General features: G+C 67.0%; 17 protein-coding genes and 1 pseudogene. 6 read left to right on the forward strand and 12 right to left on the reverse strand.

Annotated features, from left to right (window positions below; translation table 11 throughout):
* From ACMV5O_RS09700 to aliB, 11 genes and pseudogenes are all read right to left on the reverse strand, one after another.
* Positions 1–179: pseudogene (locus ACMV5O_RS09700) on the reverse strand (electron transfer flavoprotein subunit beta/FixA family protein); the annotation flags it as partial.
* A gap of 86 nt (positions 180–265) precedes the next feature.
* Complete coding sequence (locus ACMV5O_RS09705; protein WP_416163261.1) at positions 266–964, reverse strand: nitroreductase; 699 nt, start codon at positions 962–964, stop codon at positions 266–268.
* Between the two features lie 34 nt (positions 965–998).
* Positions 999–1940 (reverse strand): branched-chain amino acid ABC transporter permease, encoded by a 942-nt coding sequence (locus ACMV5O_RS09710; protein ID WP_416163262.1) that lies wholly within the window; start codon positions 1938–1940, stop codon positions 999–1001.
* On the reverse strand, positions 1941–2828 hold the full coding sequence (locus ACMV5O_RS09715; protein ID WP_416163263.1) for a branched-chain amino acid ABC transporter permease: 888 nt from the start codon (positions 2826–2828) through the stop codon (positions 1941–1943).
* Positions 2829–2886: 58 nt separating this feature from the next.
* Positions 2887–3594, reverse strand: coding sequence for an ABC transporter ATP-binding protein (locus ACMV5O_RS09720; protein ID WP_416163264.1), 708 nt, complete (start codon positions 3592–3594; stop codon positions 2887–2889).
* Positions 3594–4397 (reverse strand): ABC transporter ATP-binding protein, encoded by an 804-nt coding sequence (locus tag ACMV5O_RS09725; protein ID WP_416163265.1) that lies wholly within the window; start codon positions 4395–4397, stop codon positions 3594–3596. The genes ACMV5O_RS09720 and ACMV5O_RS09725 overlap by 1 nt, the downstream gene beginning before the upstream one ends.
* A gap of 37 nt (positions 4398–4434) precedes the next feature.
* Positions 4435–5613, reverse strand: a complete 1179-nt coding sequence (locus ACMV5O_RS09730; RefSeq protein ID WP_416163266.1) for an acyl-CoA dehydrogenase — start codon at positions 5611–5613, stop codon at positions 4435–4437.
* A gap of 50 nt (positions 5614–5663) precedes the next feature.
* Positions 5664–6818 (reverse strand): acyl-CoA dehydrogenase family protein, encoded by a 1155-nt coding sequence (locus tag ACMV5O_RS09735; RefSeq protein ID WP_416163267.1) that lies wholly within the window; start codon positions 6816–6818, stop codon positions 5664–5666.
* Between the two features lie 103 nt (positions 6819–6921).
* Positions 6922–7704 (reverse strand): 2-ketocyclohexanecarboxyl-CoA hydrolase, encoded by a 783-nt coding sequence (gene badI, locus ACMV5O_RS09740; protein WP_416163268.1) that lies wholly within the window; start codon positions 7702–7704, stop codon positions 6922–6924.
* A gap of 42 nt (positions 7705–7746) precedes the next feature.
* Positions 7747–8514 carry a 2-hydroxycyclohexanecarboxyl-CoA dehydrogenase gene (gene badH, locus ACMV5O_RS09745; protein WP_416163269.1) on the reverse strand — a complete coding sequence of 256 codons (768 nt, stop codon included), beginning with the start codon at positions 8512–8514 and terminating at the stop codon, positions 7747–7749.
* Between the two features lie 118 nt (positions 8515–8632).
* Positions 8633–9781 carry a cyclohexanecarboxyl-CoA dehydrogenase gene (gene aliB / locus ACMV5O_RS09750; RefSeq protein ID WP_416163270.1) on the reverse strand — a complete coding sequence of 383 codons (1149 nt, stop codon included), beginning with the start codon at positions 9779–9781 and terminating at the stop codon, positions 8633–8635.
* A gap of 299 nt (positions 9782–10080) precedes the next feature.
* On the opposite strand from aliB, the gene ACMV5O_RS09755 reads away from it, so the two are divergent.
* The 3 genes from ACMV5O_RS09755 to ACMV5O_RS09765 are packed head-to-tail and all read left to right on the forward strand — an operon-like array spanning position 10081 to position 13790.
* On the forward strand, positions 10081–11343 hold the full coding sequence (locus tag ACMV5O_RS09755; RefSeq protein WP_416163271.1) for an ABC transporter substrate-binding protein: 1263 nt from the start codon (positions 10081–10083) through the stop codon (positions 11341–11343).
* A 24-nt stretch (positions 11344–11367) separates the two neighbouring features.
* Complete coding sequence (aliA, locus tag ACMV5O_RS09760) at positions 11368–12996, forward strand: cyclohexanecarboxylate-CoA ligase (protein WP_416163272.1); 1629 nt, start codon at positions 11368–11370, stop codon at positions 12994–12996.
* A gap of 20 nt (positions 12997–13016) precedes the next feature.
* Positions 13017–13790 carry an enoyl-CoA hydratase gene (locus ACMV5O_RS09765; RefSeq protein WP_416163273.1) on the forward strand — a complete coding sequence of 258 codons (774 nt, stop codon included), beginning with the start codon at positions 13017–13019 and terminating at the stop codon, positions 13788–13790.
* 112 nt (positions 13791–13902) lie between these two features.
* On the opposite strand, the gene ACMV5O_RS09770 is transcribed toward ACMV5O_RS09765, so the two are convergent.
* Positions 13903–15936: a sigma-54-dependent Fis family transcriptional regulator gene (locus ACMV5O_RS09770; RefSeq protein ID WP_416163274.1), complete on the reverse strand. Its 2034-nt coding sequence runs from the start codon at positions 15934–15936 to the stop codon at positions 13903–13905.
* 316 nt (positions 15937–16252) lie between these two features.
* Here ACMV5O_RS09770 and ACMV5O_RS09775 point away from each other — a divergent pair, with 316 nt between their 5' ends.
* Genes ACMV5O_RS09775 through fdhF form a run of 3 tightly spaced genes read left to right on the forward strand, consistent with a single transcriptional unit; the run spans position 16253 to position 21290 of the window.
* Positions 16253–16645 carry a hypothetical protein gene (locus ACMV5O_RS09775; protein WP_416163275.1) on the forward strand — a complete coding sequence of 131 codons (393 nt, stop codon included), beginning with the start codon at positions 16253–16255 and terminating at the stop codon, positions 16643–16645.
* Positions 16646–16692: 47 nt separating this feature from the next.
* Positions 16693–18450: an NAD(P)H-dependent oxidoreductase subunit E gene (locus ACMV5O_RS09780; RefSeq protein WP_416163276.1), complete on the forward strand. Its 1758-nt coding sequence runs from the start codon at positions 16693–16695 to the stop codon at positions 18448–18450.
* Positions 18447–21290, forward strand: a complete 2844-nt coding sequence (gene fdhF, locus ACMV5O_RS09785; RefSeq protein WP_416163277.1) for a formate dehydrogenase subunit alpha — start codon at positions 18447–18449, stop codon at positions 21288–21290. Before ACMV5O_RS09780 ends, fdhF begins: the two co-directional genes overlap by 4 nt.
* The last annotated feature ends 66 nt before the right edge of the window (positions 21291–21356 follow it).

The raw sequence follows: 21356 nt of genomic DNA on the forward strand, positions 1-21356 counted from the left end.
GCGACGACCTCGGTGGCGACGCCCGCTTCCTTCAGGCGCACCGCCTCTTCCACCGCGATCTCGTCGAAGGGGTTCATCGACATCTTGACGTTGGCCAGATCCACGCCGCTGCCGTCGGCCTTGACGCGAACCTTGACGTTGTAATCGACCACCCGCTTCACGGGTACCAGTACCTTCATGCCTCTTCTCCCTTGACGAAGCTGCTCCCTGCGGAGCACCTACACATCGATGGCGCCGGCAGGAAAAACCTCTCCGGCATACTGTTTCATGGATGACGGACGACGAATTCCGCCAGCTCGGCACGCTCGCTGACGAGCGCGTTTTCGGGCGCGTCGGGGTCGGCGTAGCCGAGTGCGATCCCGCACACCACCTGCTCGTTGGGCGGCAGCTGCAACTGCTCGCCGATGATGCGGTGGTAGTCGATCCAGGCCGCCTGCGGGCAGGTCGCCAGCCCGCGTGCCTCGGCCGCGAGCATGACGTTCTGCAGGAACATGCCGTAGTCGAGCCAGCTGCCCTTGCCCAGCCGGCGGTCGATCGTGAAGATCAGGCCCACCGGCGCGCCGAAGAACTCGAAGTTCCTGCGGTGCTGCGCCTTCATCCGTGCCCCATCGCCCTTGGCGATGCCGAGGCGGCTGTACAGGTCCCAGCCCACCTTGCGCCGGCGTCCGAGATAGGGCTCGAAGAACTCCGGCGGGTAGTAGTCGTACTCCGGCTTGTGGCTGCCATCGGCGGCATCGAAGGCGGCACACACCGCATCCACCAGCCGGCCGAGCGTGGCGCCGGTGAGGACATGCACCCGCCACGGCTGGGTGTTGGTGCCCGAAGGCGCGCGCGCCGCCACCCGCAGGATGGCGTCGATCGTGCCGTCCGCCACCCTTTCCGGCAGAAAGGCGCGCACCGAGCGGCGCTTGCTCATCACATGATCGACAGCCTCGGTCACGCTCATCAATGCTGCATCGTTCATTGCCTTCTCCATGACGACGTTTCCCGCACCCCGATCAGCGCGTCTTCTCGCCGATCGTGCGGTTGAACAGGGCGATCCCCTCGCCGACGATGCCGCGGCGGAACACCAGCACGCAGAACACGAACAGTCCGCCCATGACCACGGCAACCAGCGAGCCGAGCTTGTCGGCGAGTTCGGTCTGCAGGGTCACGATCACGCCGGCACCGACGATCGGCCCCATCACCGTACCCATGCCGCCGAGCAGGGTCATCAGCACGACCTCGCCCGAGGTGTGCCAGTGCGCATCGGTCAGCGTGGCGAAGCCGAACAGCAGGGTCTTCAGCGCACCGGCCAGGCCGGCGATGCCGGCCGACAGCACGAAGGCGAGCAGCTTGTAGCGATCGACGTCATAACCGAGCGAGATCGCGCGCGCCTCGTTCTCGCGAATCGCCTTCAGCGTCTGGCCGAAGGGCGACTGGATGGTGCGCAGGATCAGCCAGAACGCCGCGGCGAACAGGATCACCACCAGATAGTAGAGCTTGTAGTCGTCCGCCAGGTCGAAGCCGAACACGCTACCGCGCGGCACGCCCTGCAGGCCGTTCTCGCCGCCGGTGAAAGGCGCCTGCAGGAAGATGAAATACACCATCTGCGCCAGCGCGAGCGTGACCATCGCAAAGTAGATGCCCTGGCGGCGGATGGCGAGCGCGCCGATCACCAGGCCGAGCGCTGCGGCAGCGAGCGTGCCGAAGGCCAGGCCGGCGAGCGTGGGCAGACCCCAGGCACTGAGCGCGTGACCGGTGAGGTAGGCCGAGCTGCCAAGGAACACCGCATGGCCGAAGGACAGCAGGCCGGTGTAGCCGAGCAGCAGGTTGAAGGCGCAGGCAAACAGCGCGAAGCACAGCACCTTCATGATCAGCACCGGATAGATCACGGCGGGTGCCAGCAGCAGCAGGACGAGCCCGATGAGGTAGCCGACGTTGGCGATTCTGGGGTTCATTTACTTCTCCTTTCCGAACAGGCCGGCCGGGCGGAACATCAGCACGAAGACCATGACGACGAAGATGACGGTGGAGCTGGCTTCGGCGTAGAAGACCTTGGTCAGGCCCTCGAGCACGCCGAGCCCCAGGCCGGTGACGATCGAGCCCATGATCGAGCCCATGCCGCCGATCACCACCACCGCGAACACGGTGATGATCATGTTCGCGCTCATCAGCGGGCTGACCTGGGTGGTGGGGGCCGCCAGCACGCCGGCGAAACCGGCGAGCGCGGCGCCGAAGGCGTAGGTCAGCATCACCATCACCGGCACGTTGATGCCGAAAGCCTGGGTCAGCTTCGGGTTCTCGGTCGCGGCGCGCAGGTAGGCGCCCAGCCGGGTCTTCTCGATCATGTACCAGGTGGCGAAGCACACCGCGAGCGAGGCCACGATCACCCACAGGCGGTACTTGGGCATGAACATGAAACCCAGATCGATGACACCGGAGAGCTCCTTGGGGATGGTGTAGGGCTGGCCCGCGGCACCGAACACGTAGCGGAAGCCGCCGCCGATCATCAGCGCCAGCCCGAAGGTGAGCAGCAGGCCGTAGAGGTGGTCGAGCTTGTAGATCCACTGCAGCAGGAAGCGCTCGATGACGATGCCGATGGCACCGACCGCGAACGGCACCAGCACGAGCGACCACCAGTAGCCGATGCCCAGATACACCATGGCCATCCAGGCGAACATCGCGCCCATCATGTACATCGCGCCGTGGGCGAAGTTGATGATCTGCAGCATGCCGAAGATGACGGCGAGGCCAAGACTCATCAGGGCGTAGAACGAGCCGTTGACGAGACCCAGCATGAGCTGGCCCAGCAAGGCGGGAAGCGGAATGCCGAAGACTTCATTCATTGGGCAGGACTCCGATTGTGAGGGTTTGCGCGCGCACGCGACGAAGGCGGAACCCGGCTCAGACGCCGAGCAGTTCCTGCAGGTAGCCCATGCGGCCCGACAGCTCGTTCTGGGCGATCTCGGCCACCATCTGGCCGTGCTCGACGACGAACATGCGGTCGGCCAGCGGTGCGGCGAAACGGAAGTTCTGCTCGACCAGCACGATCGTGTAGTCCTTCTGCTTGAGCTGGCGGATGATCTCGCCGAGCTTCTGCACGATCACCGGCGCGAGGCCTTCCGAGATCTCGTCGAGCAGCAGCAGGCGGGCGCCGGTGCGCAGGATGCGCGCGAGCGCCAGCATCTGCTGCTCGCCCCCCGACAGGCGGGTGCCCTGGCTGTGGCGGCGTTCGGCGAGGTTGGGGAACATCTCGTAGATTTCCTCGACGCTCATGCCGCCGCTGCCGACGCGGGGCGGCAGCAACAGGTTCTCTTCGGTGGTGAGGGCGGAGTAGATGCCGCGCTCCTCCGGGCAGTAGCCGACGCCGAGTTGGGCGATCTTGTGCGGCGACATGGCGATGGCCTCGCGGCCGTTGATCATGATCGAGCCGGTGCGCTTGCCGGTCAGCCCCATCAGCGCGCGCAGCGTGGTGGTGCGGCCGGCGCCGTTGCGCCCGAGCAGGCTCACGCATTCGCCGCGGCGCACGGTGAAGTCGATGCCGTGCAGGATGTGCGACTCGCCGTAGAAGGCGTGCAGCTTGGACACGCGCAGGTATTCGGTGGCGCTCATCAGTGGGCTCCGGCAAGTTCGGCAGCCTCGCTGCCCATGTAGGCCTCGATCACCACCGGATTGGACGACACCGCGGCGTAATCGCCTTCGGCGAGCACCGCGCCGCGGGCGAGCACGGTGATCGTGTCGCAGATGCCGGACACGACCTTCATGTTGTGCTCGACCATCAGGATGGTGCGATTGGCGGAGACCTTCTTGATGAGCTGCATCACCAGGTCGACGTCCTCGTGACCCATGCCCTGGGTGGGCTCGTCGAGCAGCATCAGCTCGGGTTCGAGCGCGAGCGTGGTGGCGATCTCGAGCGCGCGCTTGCGGCCGTAGGGCATCTCCACCGTGATCATCCTGGCGTAGCCCTCCAGGCCGACCTCGGCGAGGAGTTCCATCGCGCGATCATTCAGATGATCGACGCTGCGGCCCGACTTCCAGAAATGAAAGGTGGTGCCGAGCTTGCGCTGCAGCGCGATGCGCACGTTCTCGAGCACGGTCATGTGCGGGAACACCGCCGAGATCTGGAACGAACGCACCATGCCCATGCGCGCGATGCGCTGCGGCGTTTCCTTGGTGATGTCCCGCCCGTTGAAGCGGATCGTCCCGCGCGTGGGCTGCAGGAACTTGGTCAGCAGGTTGAAGCAGGTGGTCTTGCCCGCGCCGTTGGGGCCAATCAGGGCGTGGATGTCACCGCGCCGGATCTTCAGGTCCACACCATCGACTGCCACGAAACCGCGGAACTCCTTGACGAGTCCCGAGGTTTCGAGGATCAGATCGGATGCCGTGTTCGCTGCTGCTGCAGTCTTGTGGCTCATGGTCTCCTCCTCTGCCGCGTTGCCGCGGCACGCGTGATCAGCCCGAGAAGGCCTGGATGCCGGTCTGGGCGCGGCCAAGAATCAGCGCATGGATGTCGTGGGTGCCTTCGTAGGTGTTGACCACCTCCAGGTTCACCACATGGCGGATGACGCCGTACTCGTCCGAGATGCCGTTGCCGCCGAGCATGTCGCGCGCCATGCGGGCGATGTCGAGCGCCTTGCCGCAGGAGTTGCGCTTGATCAGCGAGGTGACCTCGACCGAGGCGATGCCCTCGTCCTTCATGCGGCCCACGCGCAGGCAGGTCTGCAGGCCGAGCGTGATCTCGGTCTGCATGTCCGCGAGCTTCTTCTGGATGAGCTGGTTGGCGGCGAGCGGGCGGCCGAACTGCTTGCGGTCGAGCACGTACTGGCGGGCACGGTGCCAGCAGTCCTCGGCAGCGCCGAGCGCACCCCAGGCGATGCCGTAGCGCGCCGAGTTGAGGCAGGTGAAGGGGCCCTTGAGGCCGCGCACCTCGGGGAAGGCGTTCTCTTCCGGCACGAACACCTCGTCCATGACGATTTCGCCGGTGATCGAGGCACGCAGGCCGACCTTGCCGTGGATGGCCGGGGCGCTGAGGCCCTTCCAGCCCTTCTCGAGGATGAAGCCGCGGATCTTGCCTTCGTCGTCCTTGGCCCACACCACGAAGACGTCGGCGATCGGGCTGTTGGTGATCCACATCTTGCTGCCCGACAGGCTGAAGCCGCCCGGCACGGTGCGGGCGCGGGTGATCATCGAGCCCGGGTCGGAGCCGTGGTTGGGCTCGGTGAGGCCGAAGCAGCCGATCCACTCGCCGCTGGCGAGCTTGGGCAGGTACTTCTGCTTCTGCGCCTCGGTGCCGAACTCAAAGATCGGCACCATCACCAGCGAGCTCTGCACGCTCATCATCGAGCGGTAGCCGGAGTCGACACGCTCGACCTCACGCGCGATCAGGCCGTAGGCGACGTAGTTGAGGCCGGCGCCGCCGTACTCGGTGGGGATGGTCGGGCCGAGCAGGCCCATCTCGCCCATCTCGCGGAAGATCGCCGGGTCGGTGCTCTCGTTGCGGAAGGCTTCCTGCACGCGCGGCAGCAGCTTGCCCTGGGAATAGGCCTGGGCGGCGTCGCGGATCATGCGCTCGTCTTCGGTGAGTTGCAGGTCCAGCAACAGCGGGTCGTCCCATTTGAATTCGTTGCTCATGTGTCTCTCCTTTACGGGTCTTCGGTACGGGATGCGGCGGCGGCGAAGCCTCAGCCGTTGTGGGCTCGGATCATGTTGCGGGCGATGACGAGTTGCTGGATCTGGGTGGTGCCTTCGAACAGGCGGAACAGGCGCACGTCGCGGTAGAAGCGCTCGATGCCGTATTCGGCCAGGTAGCCCGCGCCGCCGAAGATCTGCACCGCGCGGTCGGCAATGCGGCCGCAGGCCTCGGAGGCGAACATCTTGGCGCACGAGGCCTCGGTGCCCACGTCCAGGCCCTGGTCGCGGCGGCGGGCGGCGTCGAGCACCATGCAGCGCGCGGCGTAGAGCTCGGCCTTGCTGTCGGCGAGCATCGCCTGGATGAGCTGGAACTCGGCGATCGGCTTGCCGAACTGCTTGCGCTCGCAGGCATAGCGCAGCGCGTCTTCGAGCATGCGCTCGGCGACGCCGACCGAGATCGCGGCGATCGCGATGCGGCCCTTGTCGAGCACCTTCATCGCGGTCTTGAAGCCGACGCCCTCGCGCCCGCCGATCAGGTTGGCGGCCGGCACGCGGCAGTCCTCGAAGATCACGTCGCAGGTGTGCGAGCCCTTGTGGCCCATCTTCTCGTCCGGGTTGCCCAGCGACAGGCCGGGCGTGCCGCGCTCGACGATGAAGGCCGAGATGCCGTCGGCGCCCTTCTTCGCCGGGTCGGTGCGCGCCATCACGGTGAAGATGCTGGCCTCGGGGGCGTTGGTGATGTAGCGCTTGGTGCCGTTGAGCACGTAGAAGTCGCCGTCACGGATGGCCGTGGTGCGCAGGCTGGCGGCGTCCGAGCCGCTGTCCGGCTCGGTCAGCGCGAACGAGCCGATGTACTCGCCGGTGACGAGCTTGGGCAGGTAATGGGCTTTCTGCTCGGGCGTGCCGTCGATGACGATGCCCTGGCCGCCGATGCCGTTGTTGGTGGCGAACAGCGAACGGAAGCACGGCGAGGTGTGGCCGATCTCGAAGGTGGCCAGCACCTCCTCTTCCATCGTCAATCCCATGCCGCCATGCTCTTCGGGGATGGACAGCCCGAACAGGCCCAGCTCCTTCATCTCGGCGACGATGTCGTCGGGAATGCGATCGGTCTCGGCGACGATGTTTTCGGCCGGCACCAGGCGTTCGCGCACGAAGCGCGAAATCGTGTCCAGCAGGATGTTCAGTGTTTCCTGGTCGCGGATCATTCTTGTCTGTCTCCGTGGCGGTAGGGGTGTGGCTGTAGAAGCAGGAGGTCGCGGCGCGGCACGAGTGAGGAGGGAGGGGAGTCCCGTGCCGCGCCGTACCGCCTTACTTCTGGTGCTTGCGGAAGTCGGGCTTGCGCTTCTCGCGGAAGGCGTTGCCGCCCTCGGCCGACTCGGCGGTCTCGTAGTAGAGCTTGAGCGCATGCATCGCCAGGCCGCCCATGCCGCGGATCATCTCGGTATCGACGTTGAACGACTTCTTCGCCAGCGCGATTGCGGTCGGGCTCTTGTCGACGATCTCGTCGCACCACTTCTTCACTTCGGCGTCGAGCTCGGCCTGCGGCACCACCGCATTGACCAGGCCCATCTCCAGCGCCTGCTGCGCGGTGTAGCGGCGGCACAGGTACCAGATCTCGCGCGCCTTCTTCTCGCCGACGACGCGCGCCAGCAGCGCGGTGCCGAAGCCGGGGTCGACCGAGCCGACGCGCGGGCCGGCCTGGCCGAGCTGGGCGTTGTCCGAGGCGATCGCGAGGTCGCAGATCGTGACCAGCACGTTGCCGCCGCCGATGGCGTAGCCATTGACACGGGCGATGACCGGCTTGGAGATGTCGCGGATGGCGCTCTGCACTTCCTCGATCGGCAGGCCGATCACGCCACGGCCGCCGTAGCCGCCGTCCTGCGTGCCCTGGTCGCCGCCGGTGCAGAACGCCTTCTCGCCGGCGCCGGTCAGCACGACCACGCCGATGCTCTTGTCGAAGTCCGCATCCTTGAAGGCGTGGATCATCTCCTCGCAGGTCTGGGCGCGGAAGGCGTTGAACTGCTTCGGACGGTTGATGGTGATGGTGGCGATGCCGTCGGCCTTGGTGTAGAGAATGTCTTCGTATTGCATGTTCTCGATTCCTTGAATTTGAGTACTACAGGCGGGACGGGCTTAGCCAGCCATCGTCAGGCCGCCGGAGGCGCTGATGATCTGACCGGTGATGAAGGAGGCTTCATCGCTCGACAGGAAGACGACGATGCCGGCCAGGTCATCCGGCTGGCCGAGACGGCCGAAGGGAATGGCCTTGGTGAGCGCGTCCTTGAGCTTCTCGCCCTTCTCGCCCTCGCCGGCGAAGTCGCGGAACAGCGCGGTGTCGGTCGGGCCGGGGCAGACGACGTTGACGTTGATCTGCTTGCGCGCCAGTTCGCGCGCCAGCGTCTTCGAGAACGACACCAGGCCGCCCTTGCAGAAGGCATACACGGACTCGCCCGAGGAGCCGACGCGGGCGGCGTCGGAGGCGACGTTGACCACGCGACCACGGCCACGCTCGGACATGCCCGGCAGCACCGCGTGGTGCATGTACAGCGCGCCGTACAGGTTCACCGCGACGATCTTTTCCCACAGCGCCTTGTCGGTCTTCAGGAAGGGCGCGGCGTGATCCCAGCCGGCGTTGTTGACCAGCACGTCGGTCGCGCCGAGCGCGGCTTCCGCGGCCTTCACGGCAGCGACCACCGATTCCTGGCTGGTCAGGTCGACCGCGAAGGCCTGGGCCTTGCCGCCGGCGTCACGGATGCCCGCGGCGACCGTTTCGGCGGCGTCCTTGTTGATGTCGAACACCGCCACCGCCGAACCTTCCTCGGCGAAACGACGGCAGATCGACGAACCGATGCCGCCGCCGCCACCGGTGACGATCACAACCTTGTCCTTGAGTCCTTTCATGTCCCTGCTCCTTAGGTGAAATGCTTGCCGGCGCGCCGGCCGGGTGCGCCAGCAAGGCGCCGATGCTGTTGATCTCGGGAACCCGGCCGCGGCCGGGCGTGATTCGGGTACGGCTGCGTCAGATGCGGTACTGGGCGATCTTCTGGCGGCCGATGATCATCTTCATGATGTTGGCGGTGCCGTCGCCGATCTGCAGGCCCATGACATCGCGGTAGCGCTGACCGAAGTCGTAGTCGCCGCCGTAGCCGCCGTGGCCGTGCGTCAGCAGGCACTGGTGGATGATGTCGCAGGCCAGCTTGGGCCCCCACCACTTGCACATCGCCGCCTCGGCGGTGTGCGGCAGGTCGTTGTCCTTGAGCCAGAGTGTGCGCAGGCACAGCATCCGGCATGCCTCGTACAGGGTCTCGGCCTCGGCAAGCGGGAAGGTGACGCCCTGGAACTCGCCGATCGGCTTGCCGAAGGCTTCGCGTTCCTGCACATAGCGCCAGGTCTCGTCGAGCGAGGCACGGGCCACGCCCATGCACTGCAGGCCGATCAGCGCGCGGCTGTAGTCGAAGCCCTGCATGACCTGGATGAAGCCCTGGCCCTCGTCGCCGAGCATCATGTGGCGGCCGATGCGCACGCCATCGAAGAAGATCGAGCCCCGGCCGACCGGACGCGTGCCGATGTCGTCGAAGGTGGTACGCGACACACCGGGCAGGTCCATCGGCACCAGGAAGGCGCTGATGCCGCGAGCGCCATCGGCCTCGCTGCCGGTGCGAGCGAACACCACCGCCACGTCGGCCTGGGTCGCCATCGAGATCGAGGTCTTCTCGCCGGTCAGCACGAAGTCGTCGCCGTCACGCACCGCCTTGAGCTTGAGCCGCGCAGCGTCGGAACCGGCGCTCGGCTCGGTCAGCGCGATCGCGATCGTCTTGTGCCCGGCGACCACCTCGGCCAGCCAGTCGCGCGCCTCGTCCGAGCGGCCGTGCGTGGCGACGATCTGGCCGCACAGCGACACCAGCAGATTGACGTAGGAGACGTTGAAGTCGCCGTAGGCGATCTGCTCGAGCAGCAGGCCGCTGCTCACGCAGCCGACGCCCAGCCCGCCCTTTTCTTCGGGCAGCTCGGGACCGAGCAGGCCCATGCCACCCATTTCCAGAATGATCTCGCGCTCGACGCGCTCGGCCTTTTCACGTGCCTTGTAGCCCGGTGCCAGACGTTCGCGGGCATAGCGACCCGCCATGTCGACCAGCGCCTGCTGCTCGGAACTCAGACTGAAATCCATCGCCTGCACCTCTGTTCGTTGTGAGTGAGGCCATTCTAGGAGCAGGCGATTTTATCTGTCAATATCTTTACGCATTTGCACGAACAGAGCGCCCAGCGCACACACCACCCCAATACAACGAACTTCGATCTACCTGTTTTTATTGATTTTTTTTTCGTCTCTTTGTTGTGCACTGCACAATAATCTATCCAGCCATCAGCTTTTTTAGGTAAAGCTGTTGACTTCTAGAAGCCCTGCCGATAGCTTTGCGCTGCCTCGACGGCGACCGTCCACATGAACAGATGAAAATGGAGCGAGACATGCACAACCAGACCACAATCCAGCACGCCAAACCCGCCCGCGCGCAGTTCGGCGCCCCCACCCGCCTCGCCTGCGCCCTCGCCCTCATGGGTGTGGTGAGCGCGCCTGCCTACGCCGCGATCAGCGACGACGTGGTCAAGATCGGCGTGCTCACCGACATGGCCGGCACCTATGCCGACTTCACCGGCCAGGGCTCGGTGATCGCTGCGCAGATGGCGGTGAAGGATTTCTCCGCCGACGGCACGGTGCTGGGCAAGAAGATCGAGATCGTCAGCGCCGACCACCAGAACAAGGCCGACATCGGCGCCGAGCGCGCGCGCAGCTGGATCGATCGCGACAAGGTCGACGTCATCACCGAGCTGGTCACCACCAACGTCGCGCTGTCGGTGATGGACGTCGTCGCGCAGAAGAACAAGATCGCGCTGGTTTCGGGCGCAGCCTCGCTACCCATTACCAACGAGCGCTGCAACGCCAACACCGTGCACTGGGTGTACGACTCCTACGGTCTCGCCGCCGGCACCGCCAAGGCCATGGTCAACGCCGGCAAGAAGAACTGGTACTTCATCGCCGCCGACTACGCCGCCGGCGAAGCCATGATGAACGGCGCCGCCAGCGTGGTGACCGCCAGCGGCGGCAAGGTGGTCGGCTCGACCAAGCACCCCTTCCCGAACGCCGACTTCTCCTCCTTCCTGCTCAGCGCGCAGGCCTCGCGGGCCGACGTGATCGCGCTCGCCAACGGCGGCCAGGACACCATCACCGCGATCAAGCAGGCCTCCGAGTTCGGCATCACCGCTGCCGGCCAGACCCTGGTGCCGATCGTGCTGTTCATCAACGACGTGCACGCCCTCGGTCTCGAGACCGCGCAGGGCCTGACGCTGACCGAAGGCTTCTACTGGGACCGCGACGACAAGACGCGCGCCTTCGGCCGCCGCTTCTTCGAGCAGGCCAAGAAGATGCCGAGCATGGCGCAGGCCGGCGTGTACTCCTCGGTGCTGAACTACCTGAAGGCGGTCGAGGCGACCGGCACCGACGATGCCACCGCGGTGATGCAGTACCTGAAGTCCACCGAGATCGATGACGGCCTGTTCAAGGGCCAGATCCGCGCCGACGGCAAGTTCGCCCACGACATGCTGTTGCTCGAAGTCAAGAAGCCGAGTGAATCCAAGGAAGCCTGGGACTACTACCACGTCCGCGCCGTGATCCCGGCCAGCGACGCCGCGCTGCCGCTGGCCCAATCCAAGTGTCCGCTGGTCAAGCAGTAACGCGGACCTAGTCAGGAGAACAGCATGAACTTCGATCCCGTACTGCTCGCCCCGCGCATGGGGCCGATGAAGGCCGCCGGATTCTGGCGCGACGAGACCATCAACGTCTTCTTCCAGCGCGCCCTCGCGCACTGCCCGGACAAGACGGCCGTGGTGTCCTACCGCCAGGACCAGGCCGAACCCCTCCGCCTGAGCTATCGCGAACTGGACCGCCGCGCCGACCTGATTGCGCGCGGCCTGGCGGCGCAGGGGGTGGGCAAGTCCGATGTCGTCACCTTCCAGTTGCCCAACACCTGGGAGTTCATCGCCATCGCGCTGGCATGCGCCCGCCTCGGCGCCGCGGCCAATCCGGTGATGCCCATCTTCCGCGAGCATGAACTCAAGTTCATGCTCAACTTCGGTGAATCCAAGGTCCTCATCGTCCCGAAGACCTTCCGCAACCACGATTACGAGGCGATGGCGCGCGCCATGCTGCCCGAGTTGCCGCACCTCAAGCGTCTGGTCGTCATCGGCGGCGAAGGCGAGGACAGCTTCGACAATGTGCTGATGCGCGCTGACACGCCAGCCCTTGCTGCGGAAGGCCTGGGACCGGACGACGTGATGCTGCTGATGTATACCTCGGGCACCACCGGCGAGCCGAAAGCCGTGATGCACACCTCGAACACCCTGTTCTCCAACCTTCACGCCTACATCAAGGTCATGGAACTGGGGGCATCCGACATCGTGCTCGGCGCCTCGCCCATGGCCCACCTCACCGGGTTCGGCTACCTGGCGATGCTTCCCCTGATCCTGAACTCGACGACCGTGCTGCAGGACATCTGGGATCCGAAGCTCGCGCTCCGCATCGTCCGCAGCGAAGGCGTCACCTTCAGCATGGCCTCCGCAGCCTTCGTCGCCGACATGTGCCTGGCCGTCGAGGACGGCGAACAGACGTCCCCCAGCTTCACCAAGTTCAATTGCGCCGGCGCGCCGATTCCACCAGTCCTCATCGAGCGCGCGCACCGCCTGATGGGACTGCGCATCAGTTCGGCCTGGGGCATGACGGAGAACGGTGCGATCACCATTACCGAACCGGGGCGCGCCCTGGAAAAATCCGGTGTTTCCGACGGCCGCCCGGTGCCCGGCATCGAGATCCGCGTCGTCGACGCCAACGGCCTGGCCCTGCCCCCCGGCGAGACCGGCTCACTGCATGTCCGCGGCGCCTCGCTGTTCGCCGGCTACCTCAAGCGGCCCCATCTGAACGCGACGTCCGAAGACGGCTGGTTCGACACCGGCGATCTCGCCTTCATCGATGACGAGGGCTATCTGCGCATCAACGGCCGCAGCAAGGACATCGTCATTCGTGGCGGCGAGAACATCCCGGTCATGGAAGTCGAGAACCTGCTGTACAAGCACCCCGCCATCCAGACTTGCGCGGTGGTCGGCTACCCGGACAAGCGCCTCGGCGAGCGCGCCTGCGCGTTCGTGATGCTTAAACCAGGCAGTCAGTTCAGCTTCGAGGAGATGGTGCGCTACTTCGACGAACAAAAGCTGACCAAGCAGTACATCCCCGAGCGCCTCGAAATCGTCGACAGCATGCCGGCCACACCGAGCGGCAAGCTGCAGAAGTTCAAGCTGCGCGAGATGGCCAGGCAGTTCGCCGACACGCAGTGATCGAACACGGAGAACACGGAGTGAAATCCCCGATCCTCGTCGAAACCCTCAACCGGGTCGGCCTCATCCGGCTGAACCGGCCGGAGGTCCATAACGCCCTCAATGACGAGCTGATGAACGCGCTGTCGGCAGCGCTCGACGCCTTCGAGGCCGACGACAACGTCGGCTGCGTGGTCATCACCGGCTCGGACAAGGCCTTCGCCGCCGGCGCCGACATCGCCGCAATGCAGGCCTGGGGCTACATGGATGTATACAAATCCAACTTCATCACGCGCAACTGGGAGCGCCTGAAGACCTTCCGCAAGCCGGTCATCGCCGCGGTGTCCGGCGTGGCGATGGGCGGCGGCTGCGAGCTGGCGATGATGTGCGATCTGGTGTTCGCGGCCGACACGGCCAAGTTCGCCCTGCCCGAGGTCAAGCTGGCGGTGATCCCCGGCGCCGGCGGCACGCAGCGCATGCCGCGCGCGGTCGGCAAGGCCAAGGCCATGGACCTGGTGCTGACCGGTCGCATCATGGACGCTGTCGAAGCCGAGCGCAGCGGGCTGGTGTCGCGCCTCTACCCCGCCGACAAGGTGCTGGAAGAAGCCATCTCCGCCGCGGTGGGCATCGCCAGGCAGTCGCTGCCGGTGCTGATGATGCTCAAGGAGTCGGTCAATCGTGCCTTCGAAAGCCCGCTCAACGAGGGCCTGCTGTTCGAACGCCGCACGCTGCACGCCACCTTCGCGCTCGCCGACCAGAAGGAAGGCATGGCCGCCTTCCTCGACAAGCGCAGCCCGCGCTTCGAGAACCGCTGAGGGTGATTGCGGGGTAGCGCGGATCGATCGAACTCGGGATGCCAATCCTCGACGGCGGCTCGACTGGGGTGATCGTACCAAGCCGCCGCCCGATGCTTCTGCGGGCGGGCCTTCAGCTCATGCGCCCGAGCTTGCGGTAAAGCGTGTTGCGACTCACCCCGAGCCGGCGCGCGGCGGCCGACACGTTGCCCTTGACCTCGTGCATCACCGCAGCGATGGCCTCGAGCTCGAGCTCGTCCAGGCTGCGCGTGGCGGCCGGATCGGCCGGCGCCGGGGCGGCCGGCGCCACCGTGCCCGGCGTCGATGACGCACACGGCTCCAGGCGCTCGCTGGCGGAGTCGGCCCCGAACAGCTCTTCGGGCAGGTGCACCGAGTCGATCTCGTCCTCGTCGTCGTCGAGCAAGGCGGCGGCCACCCGAATCACGCTGTGCAGCTGGCGGATGTTGCCCGGCCAGGGGTAGGTCTCGAAGAATCGTCGCACCTCGGCGCTGATCGTGATCGTACTGCGCCCCGAATCCTGCGCTTCGGCCTCCAGCAGGCGATCGACCAGGCTGGACACGTCGCTGCGCTCGCGCAGCGGCGGCAGCGTGACGGTGAGGCCATTGACGCGGTAATAGAGGTCCTCGCGAAACTCGCCGTTGGCCACCGCATCGCGCAGCACGCGGTGCGTGGCACAGACCAGCGAGATATCGACCGGGATCGCCTTCATGCCACCGACCGGCGTCACGCTACGCTCCTGGAGCACGCGCAGCAGACGGGTCTGCATCGCCAGCGGCATGTCGCCGATCTCGTCGAGGAAGAGCGTGCCGCCATGGGCCTGCTGCACCTTGCCGATCGCCCCCTCGCGGCGGGCGCCGGTAAACGCGCCGCCCACGTAGCCGAACAGTTCGGACTCGATCAGGTGCTCGGGAATGGCGGCGCAGTTCAGCGGCACGAAAGGACCGTCCGCACGCGCACTCGAGTTGTGGAAGGCGCGGGCGAACAATTCCTTGCCCACCCCGGATTCGCCCTGGATCAGCAGCGGGATGTCCTTGCCGCCCACCCGTCTGGCGCGATCGATGGCGCGCTGCAGGCGCTCATCGCCCGTCGCCAGCGATTCGAGCGTCAAGCGCAGCTCGCCGCTGCGATCGCCGCCCTTGGTGCTCACCCCTGGCTGTGTGCGTGCGCGCGCTTCGCCCACCTCGACCAGGCCGGCATGGGTGAGCACCAGCGGGCGCATGCTGCGCACCTGCACGTAGAGCTCGCCACCCTGCTTCATGCCGAGGCGGATGAGTGCATTCGAGCTTGCCTGCGCCCGATCCAGAATGGCGCCGAAACTGAGCCTGAACAGATCGCTGAAATTGGGCGCGCCGGCGTCGCCCGACTGTGTCGACAGCCATTCGCGCGCGGCCGGGTTGGCGCCGAGAATGGTGCCATCCGGGCTGAGCGCGATCAGCCCTTCCTGCAGGCTGCCGATGTACTCCGGCCGCGGGTGGAAGGCAATCAGGATGTCCTTGGCGAATTCGGACTCGAACAGGCGCTTCTCGAGCAGTTGCACCGACAGGCGGACCAGGCCGAGGGTATGCCGCTGCGGGTTGCGGTAGTCGCCGGAAATGTCGAACACGCCTGCCATGCGACCGTGGGCATCGAAGATCGGCGACGCGCAGCAGGCAAGGAAGACGTTGCGGTCCAGGTAGTGCTCGGAGCCGAAGATCTCGACCGGCGTCCGCTCCTGCAGTGCCGTGCCGATGCCGTTCGTCCCCAGTCGCGTCTCGGTCCAGCAGGCGCCCGGCTGCAGCGCCACGCGCTGGGCGCGATCAACGAAGGCGGCATCGCCGAGGCTGTGGATGATCATGCCATCGGGATCGGCAAGGATGACCATGCTGCCCGAGGCGCGAATCTGCTCGAACACGTGCTCCATCACGCCACTGGCGAGATCGAGCAGCTTGGTGCTCTGGTTGCGCGACTCCTCGAGCTGACCGCGGCTGGCCACCTCGACGCTGCCACCGCCACGGTGATCCAGGCCGGACTCGCGGCAGCGCTCCCATGAGCGCAGGATCAGCGGCGAAACATCGTCTTCCGGCAGCACCCCGCTGTTGAAAAACTTTTCGCGCGCGACGGCAATTCGATCCTCGCGCGCCACCTTCAACTGCGGCACAGCAGCCATGTCGGTCTTCCTCCGTATGCTCCCGAAAAGCATGGTTTCGGGATGCGACTTATATTTATGTTCAAAAAAGTAGCACCTGCCCAAGATTGAAGCAAATGCAGATGAACAATGGTCTGCATCAAGCTGGGCTATGCCCGCCGCCCACCCTCACCCCGCAAGCCGACGGACAGCGCGCACCCCACGACAAAGGCGCCTCGAGCCGCGCAGGGACACGCCTCCCAATTCTGGCACAAGGCTTGCAATGAAAGGAGTCACGCCAGCCCTGCTCGCCGTCGATCCACAGCGCAAACCGAAAACCACCAAGGAGGCGTCCATCATGAGTGCCTGTCCCCTGCCCACCGACTCGGTCCTACGTCGTCACTTCGAGCAGCTCGCGTCCACCGTCGGACTCACTACCCCGCCCCAGGATTCCGTGCAACTGCGTCATTACCGACAGTTGCTCGAGGCACGACTCGCCCAGGCGACCTCTTTCGCTGCAGCCCCGGCAGCGGCCGCAGCGCCTGCCGCCGCTGCGCGCACCGGCGCAGCCACACCGCCAAAGCCGGCCGCAGCCCCTGAGCGCCCGGCCACCGCTTCGGCGACGGCGACGGCCCAGAGCGCGGCGCCGCGTGCGCCGCAGTCGCAACCCAGCCCTGCCCCCCGGCAGCCTCCCCAGGCGCCGAGCAAGAGCTGGTTCGCCAGCCTGCTCGATCGCATCCTTGGGCGCTGAGCCCACTTCCTTCAAACCACCAGGCACGCCTGGGAAGCCCAATCACGATGGCCCAATCGACTCTATCCGGCATTTCGCCCGCGTCGACAGTTGCTGCGACGCGGCGTACACGCGCCACGCAGCGCGGTCGCCAGCTCGATCCCGCCGCCCTGCGCGAGATCGAGCACCTGCTCGGAGATCGCAGCCGCGCCCGCGACATGCTCATCGAGCATCTGCACGCCGTGCAGGACGCCCGGGGCCACCTGTCGATGGCCCACTTGCGCGCGCTGGCGCACTGGATGAACCTGCCGATGGCTGCCGTCTATGAGACGGCCACGTTTTACGCCCACTTCGACATCGTCCGCGACGGCGAAATTCCGCCACCGGCGGTGACGATCCGCATCTGCGATTCCCTGTCCTGCCAGCTCGCCGGTGCGCAAGCCCTGCAGTCGGCGCTGGCGGGCGAGCTCGACCCGGAGCAGGTACGGGTGGTACGTGCGCCGTGCATGGGGCGCTGCGACGCCGCGCCCGTGGTCGAGGTCGGCCACCGCCACCTTGGAGACGCCACGCCGGCGGCGGTGCGCACCCTGCTCGCGAGCGAGGCGCTTCACCCCGCCCCCATCGACTGGCCGCGCCTCGACGCCTATCGCGGCGAGGGCGGCTACGCGCTGCTCACCCAGGCCCGCGGCGGCGAGGTCAGCGTCGAACAGCTCAGCAGCCTGCTCGAGCAGGCCGGGCTGCGCGGCCTGGGCGGGGCAGGCTTTCCGACCTTCAAGAAGTGGGCTTTCGTGCGCGCCGAACCCGCGCCGCGCTACATGGTGATCAACGCCGACGAGGGCGAACCCGGCACCTTCAAGGACCGCCACTACCTGGAGCAGTCCCCGCATCGCTTCCTGGAAGGCGCACTCATCAGCGCCTGGGCGGTCGATGCCGCCGCGCTCTACATCTACCTGCGCGACGAATACCCCGGCCTGCACGCGGTACTGCGCGCGGCGATCGCCGAGGCCGAGGCGGCCGGCCTGGCCGCGCCCGGCTTCATCCACCTGCGCCGCGGCGCCGGCGCCTACATCTGCGGCGAGGAGTCCGCCCTCATCGAATCGCTCGAGGGCAAGCCCGGCAAGCCGCGCCACCGGCCGCCCTTCGTCGCGCAGAAAGGCCTGTTCGACCGCCCGACGCTGGTGAACAACGTCGAGACGGTGTACTGGATTCCGCTGCTGTGGCAGCGCGGCGCCGACTGGTTCGCCAGCCAGGGCCGTCACGGCCGCAAGGGCCTGCGCAGCTTCTCGGTGTCGGGCCGGGTGAACAAGCCCGGCGTGCACCTCGCGCCGGCCGGCATCACCTTGCAGGAGCTGGTCGACGAATACTGCGGCGGCATGCTGCCCGGTCACCGCCTGCTCGCCTACCTGCCCGGCGGCGCTTCGGGCGGCATCCTGCCGGCAAACAAGGCCGACCTGCCGCTCGACTTCGACACCCTGCAGCCGCATGGCTGCTTCATCGGCTCGGCCGCGGTGGTGGTGATCTCCGACCAGGACGAGCTGCGCGCGGTGGCACAGAACCTGATGGCCTTCTTCGCCGACGAGTCCTGCGGCCAGTGCACGCCCTGCCGCGTCGGCACCGAAAAGATGCTCGGCCTGCTCGAACGCGACGACTGGGACCCCGACCAGCTCCAGCGCCTTGCCCAGGTCATGCAGGACGCCTCGATCTGCGGCCTCGGCCAGGCCGCGCCCAACCCGGTCACCAGCCTGCTGCGCTTCTTCCCGGTCGAACTGGCAGGACAGGGCATCCGCCTGCGCCCGGCCGCCGCCAACACGGAATCCGCCTCATGAGCACGCCCGCTCCCGCGTCCCCCGCCTCCTCCACCTCTCCGGCTCCCTCCTTGACTGCACCGCTGGACGCCTTCGAGATCACCCTCGATGGCGTCCGCGTGCAGGCTTTTTCCGGGGAGACCCTGTGGCAGGTCGCCAAGCGCGCCGGCGAGCGCATCCCGCACCTGTGCTTCAAGGACGCGCCCGGCTACCGTGCCGACGGCAACTGCCGCGCCTGCATGGTCGAAATCGAGGGCGAACGCACGCTGGCCGCAAGCTGCATCCGGCCCGCCACGCCGGGCATGGTGGTCAGCAGCGCGAGCTCCGAACGCGTGCGCACGGCCCGTGAAGGCGTCATGGAACTGCTGCTCGCCGACCAGCCGGCGCGCGCTGACAGCCCCGACCGCTCGAGCCACTTCTGGGAGATGGTCGACCTGATGGCGCTCGACATCGACGCCCGCGACGCCCCTCACAGCCGCCTGCCGCAGCGCCGCGCAGCCCCGACCCCGCCCGACACCTCGCACACCGCGATGCACGTCAACCTCGACGCCTGCATCGAATGCAACCTGTGCGTACGCGCCTGCCGCGAAGTACAGGTCAACGACGTCATCGGCCTCGCCCACCGCGGCGCGGCGTCGAAAGTCGTGTTCGACTTCGACGACCCGATGGGCGACAGCACCTGCGTGGCCTGCGGCGAATGCGTGCAGGCCTGCCCCACCGGCGCGCTGATGCCGGCGCGCATCGTCGATGAGCACGGCCGCGGCGACTCGGCGTGCGCCGATCGCAAGGTGGATTCGGTCTGCCCTTATTGCGGTGTCGGCTGCCAGCTCACCTACCACGTCAAGCACGACAAAATCGTCTTCGTCGAGGGCCGCAACGGGCCGTCGAACGAGAACCGCCTGTGCGTCAAGGGCCGCTTCGGCTTCGACTACCCCAACCACCCTTCCCGCCTCACCGTGCCGCTGATCCGGCGCGAAGGCGTGCCCAAGGGCCTCGACCCCGACTTCGATCCCGCCAAGCCGCTCACCCATTTCCGCGTCGCGAGCTGGGACGAGGCGCTGGACCTCGCCGCCGCCGGTCTGCGCCGCCTGCGCGACACGCACGGCCCCGACGCGCTCGCCGGCTTCGGCAGCGCCAAGTGTTCCAATGAAGAGGCCTGGCTGTTCCAGAAGCTGGTGCGCACCGGCTTCCATTCGAATCACGTCGATCACTGCACCCGGCTGTGTCATGCCAGCTCGGTCGCGGCGCTGATCGAGTGCATCGGCTCGGGCGCGGTCACCGCCTCCTTCATGCAGGCGCAGCAGGCCGACGTCATCGTCCTCACCGGCTGCAACCCGACGGTGAACCACCCGGTCGCCGCCACCTACTTCAAGCAGGCCGCCAAGCGCGGCACCAAGCTCATCGTGCTCGACCCGCGCGGCATCACCCTGGGCGCCTACGCCCACCGCATGGTGCGCTTCACCCCGGGCAGCGACGTGTCGCTGCTCAACGCCATGCTCAACGTCATCGTCACCGAGCACCTCTACGACGAGGACTACATCGCCGCCCACACCGAGGGCTTCGAGGCGCTCAAGGCCCACGTCGCGCCGATGACGCCCGAGGCCATGGCGCCCGCCTGCGGCGTCACCGCCGACGAGATCCGCGACATCGCCCGCCTCTACGCCAAGGCCGAGCGCGCGATGATCTTCTGGGGCATGGGCATTTCGCAGCACACCCACGGCACCGACAACGCCCGCTGCCTGATCTCGCTCGCGCTCGCCACCGGCCACATCGGCCGCCCCGGCACCGGCCTGCATCCGCTGCGCGGGCAGAACAACGTGCAGGGCGCCTCGGACGCCGGCCTCATCCCGATGGTCTTCCCCGACTACCAGCCCGTGGGCGACGCGCAGATCCGCGCCGCTTTCGAGGAGTTGTGGAACACACCGCTCGCCGACAAGCCCGGCCTCACCGTGGTCGAGATCATGCACGCCATCCACCACGGCACCATCCGCGGCATGTACATCCAGGGCGAGAACCCGGCGATGTCCGACCCCGACCTCGAGCACGCCCGTGGCGCGCTGGCCAAGCTCGAGCACCTGGTCGTGCAGGACCTGTTCGTCACCGAGACCGCGCAGTTCGCCGATGTCATCCTGCCCGCCTCGGCCTGGCCGGAGAAGGACGGCACCGTCACCAACACCAACCGCCAGGTGCAGATGGGCCGCGCCGCCGTGCCCCTGCCGGGCGACGCCCGCCCCGACTGGTGGATCATCCAGGAGGTGGCCCGCCGGCTCGGCCTCGACTGGCACTACACCCACCCGCGCGACGTGTTCGCCGAGATGAAGCGCGGCATGCACTCGCTCGACCACATCAGCTGGGACCGGCTGGACGCAGAGGAGTCCGTCACCTACCCCTGCCCGGCCGACGACGCGCCCGGCCTGGACGTGGTCTTCGGCGACCGCTTCCCCACTGCCAGCGGCCGCGCCCGCTTCCGGCCGACGGTGCCCTTGCCGCCGGACGAACCGATCGACGATGCCTGGCCCACCGTGCTCATCACCGGCCGCCAGCTCGAACACTGGCACACCGGCTCCATGACCCGCCGCGCCAGCGTGCTCGACGCGCTGGAGCCGGCCGCGGTGGCCACCCTCGCCCCCGGCGAACTCGCCCGCCTCGGCCTCGAACCCGGCGCCGCGCTTACCATCGAGACCCGCCGCGGCCGCATCACGCTCACCGCCCGCAGCGACCCGCTGATGCCCGAAGGCATGGTCTTCGTACCCTTCTGCTACGTGGAAGCGGCGGCCAACATGCTGACCAATCCGGCGCTCGACCCGTACGGCAAGATCCCGGAGTTCAAGTACGCGGCGTGCAGGCTGACGGGGGGTTGAAGCCAGTTGCTCGAAGCTCCGTACATTGCGATCGCCTGCCGCCGGGCCTATGATGTGTATCAATCA

Origin of the sequence: Thauera sp. WH-1 (assembly GCF_047806685.1) — a bacterium.
Classification (GTDB): Bacteria; Pseudomonadota; Gammaproteobacteria; order Burkholderiales; family Rhodocyclaceae; genus Thauera.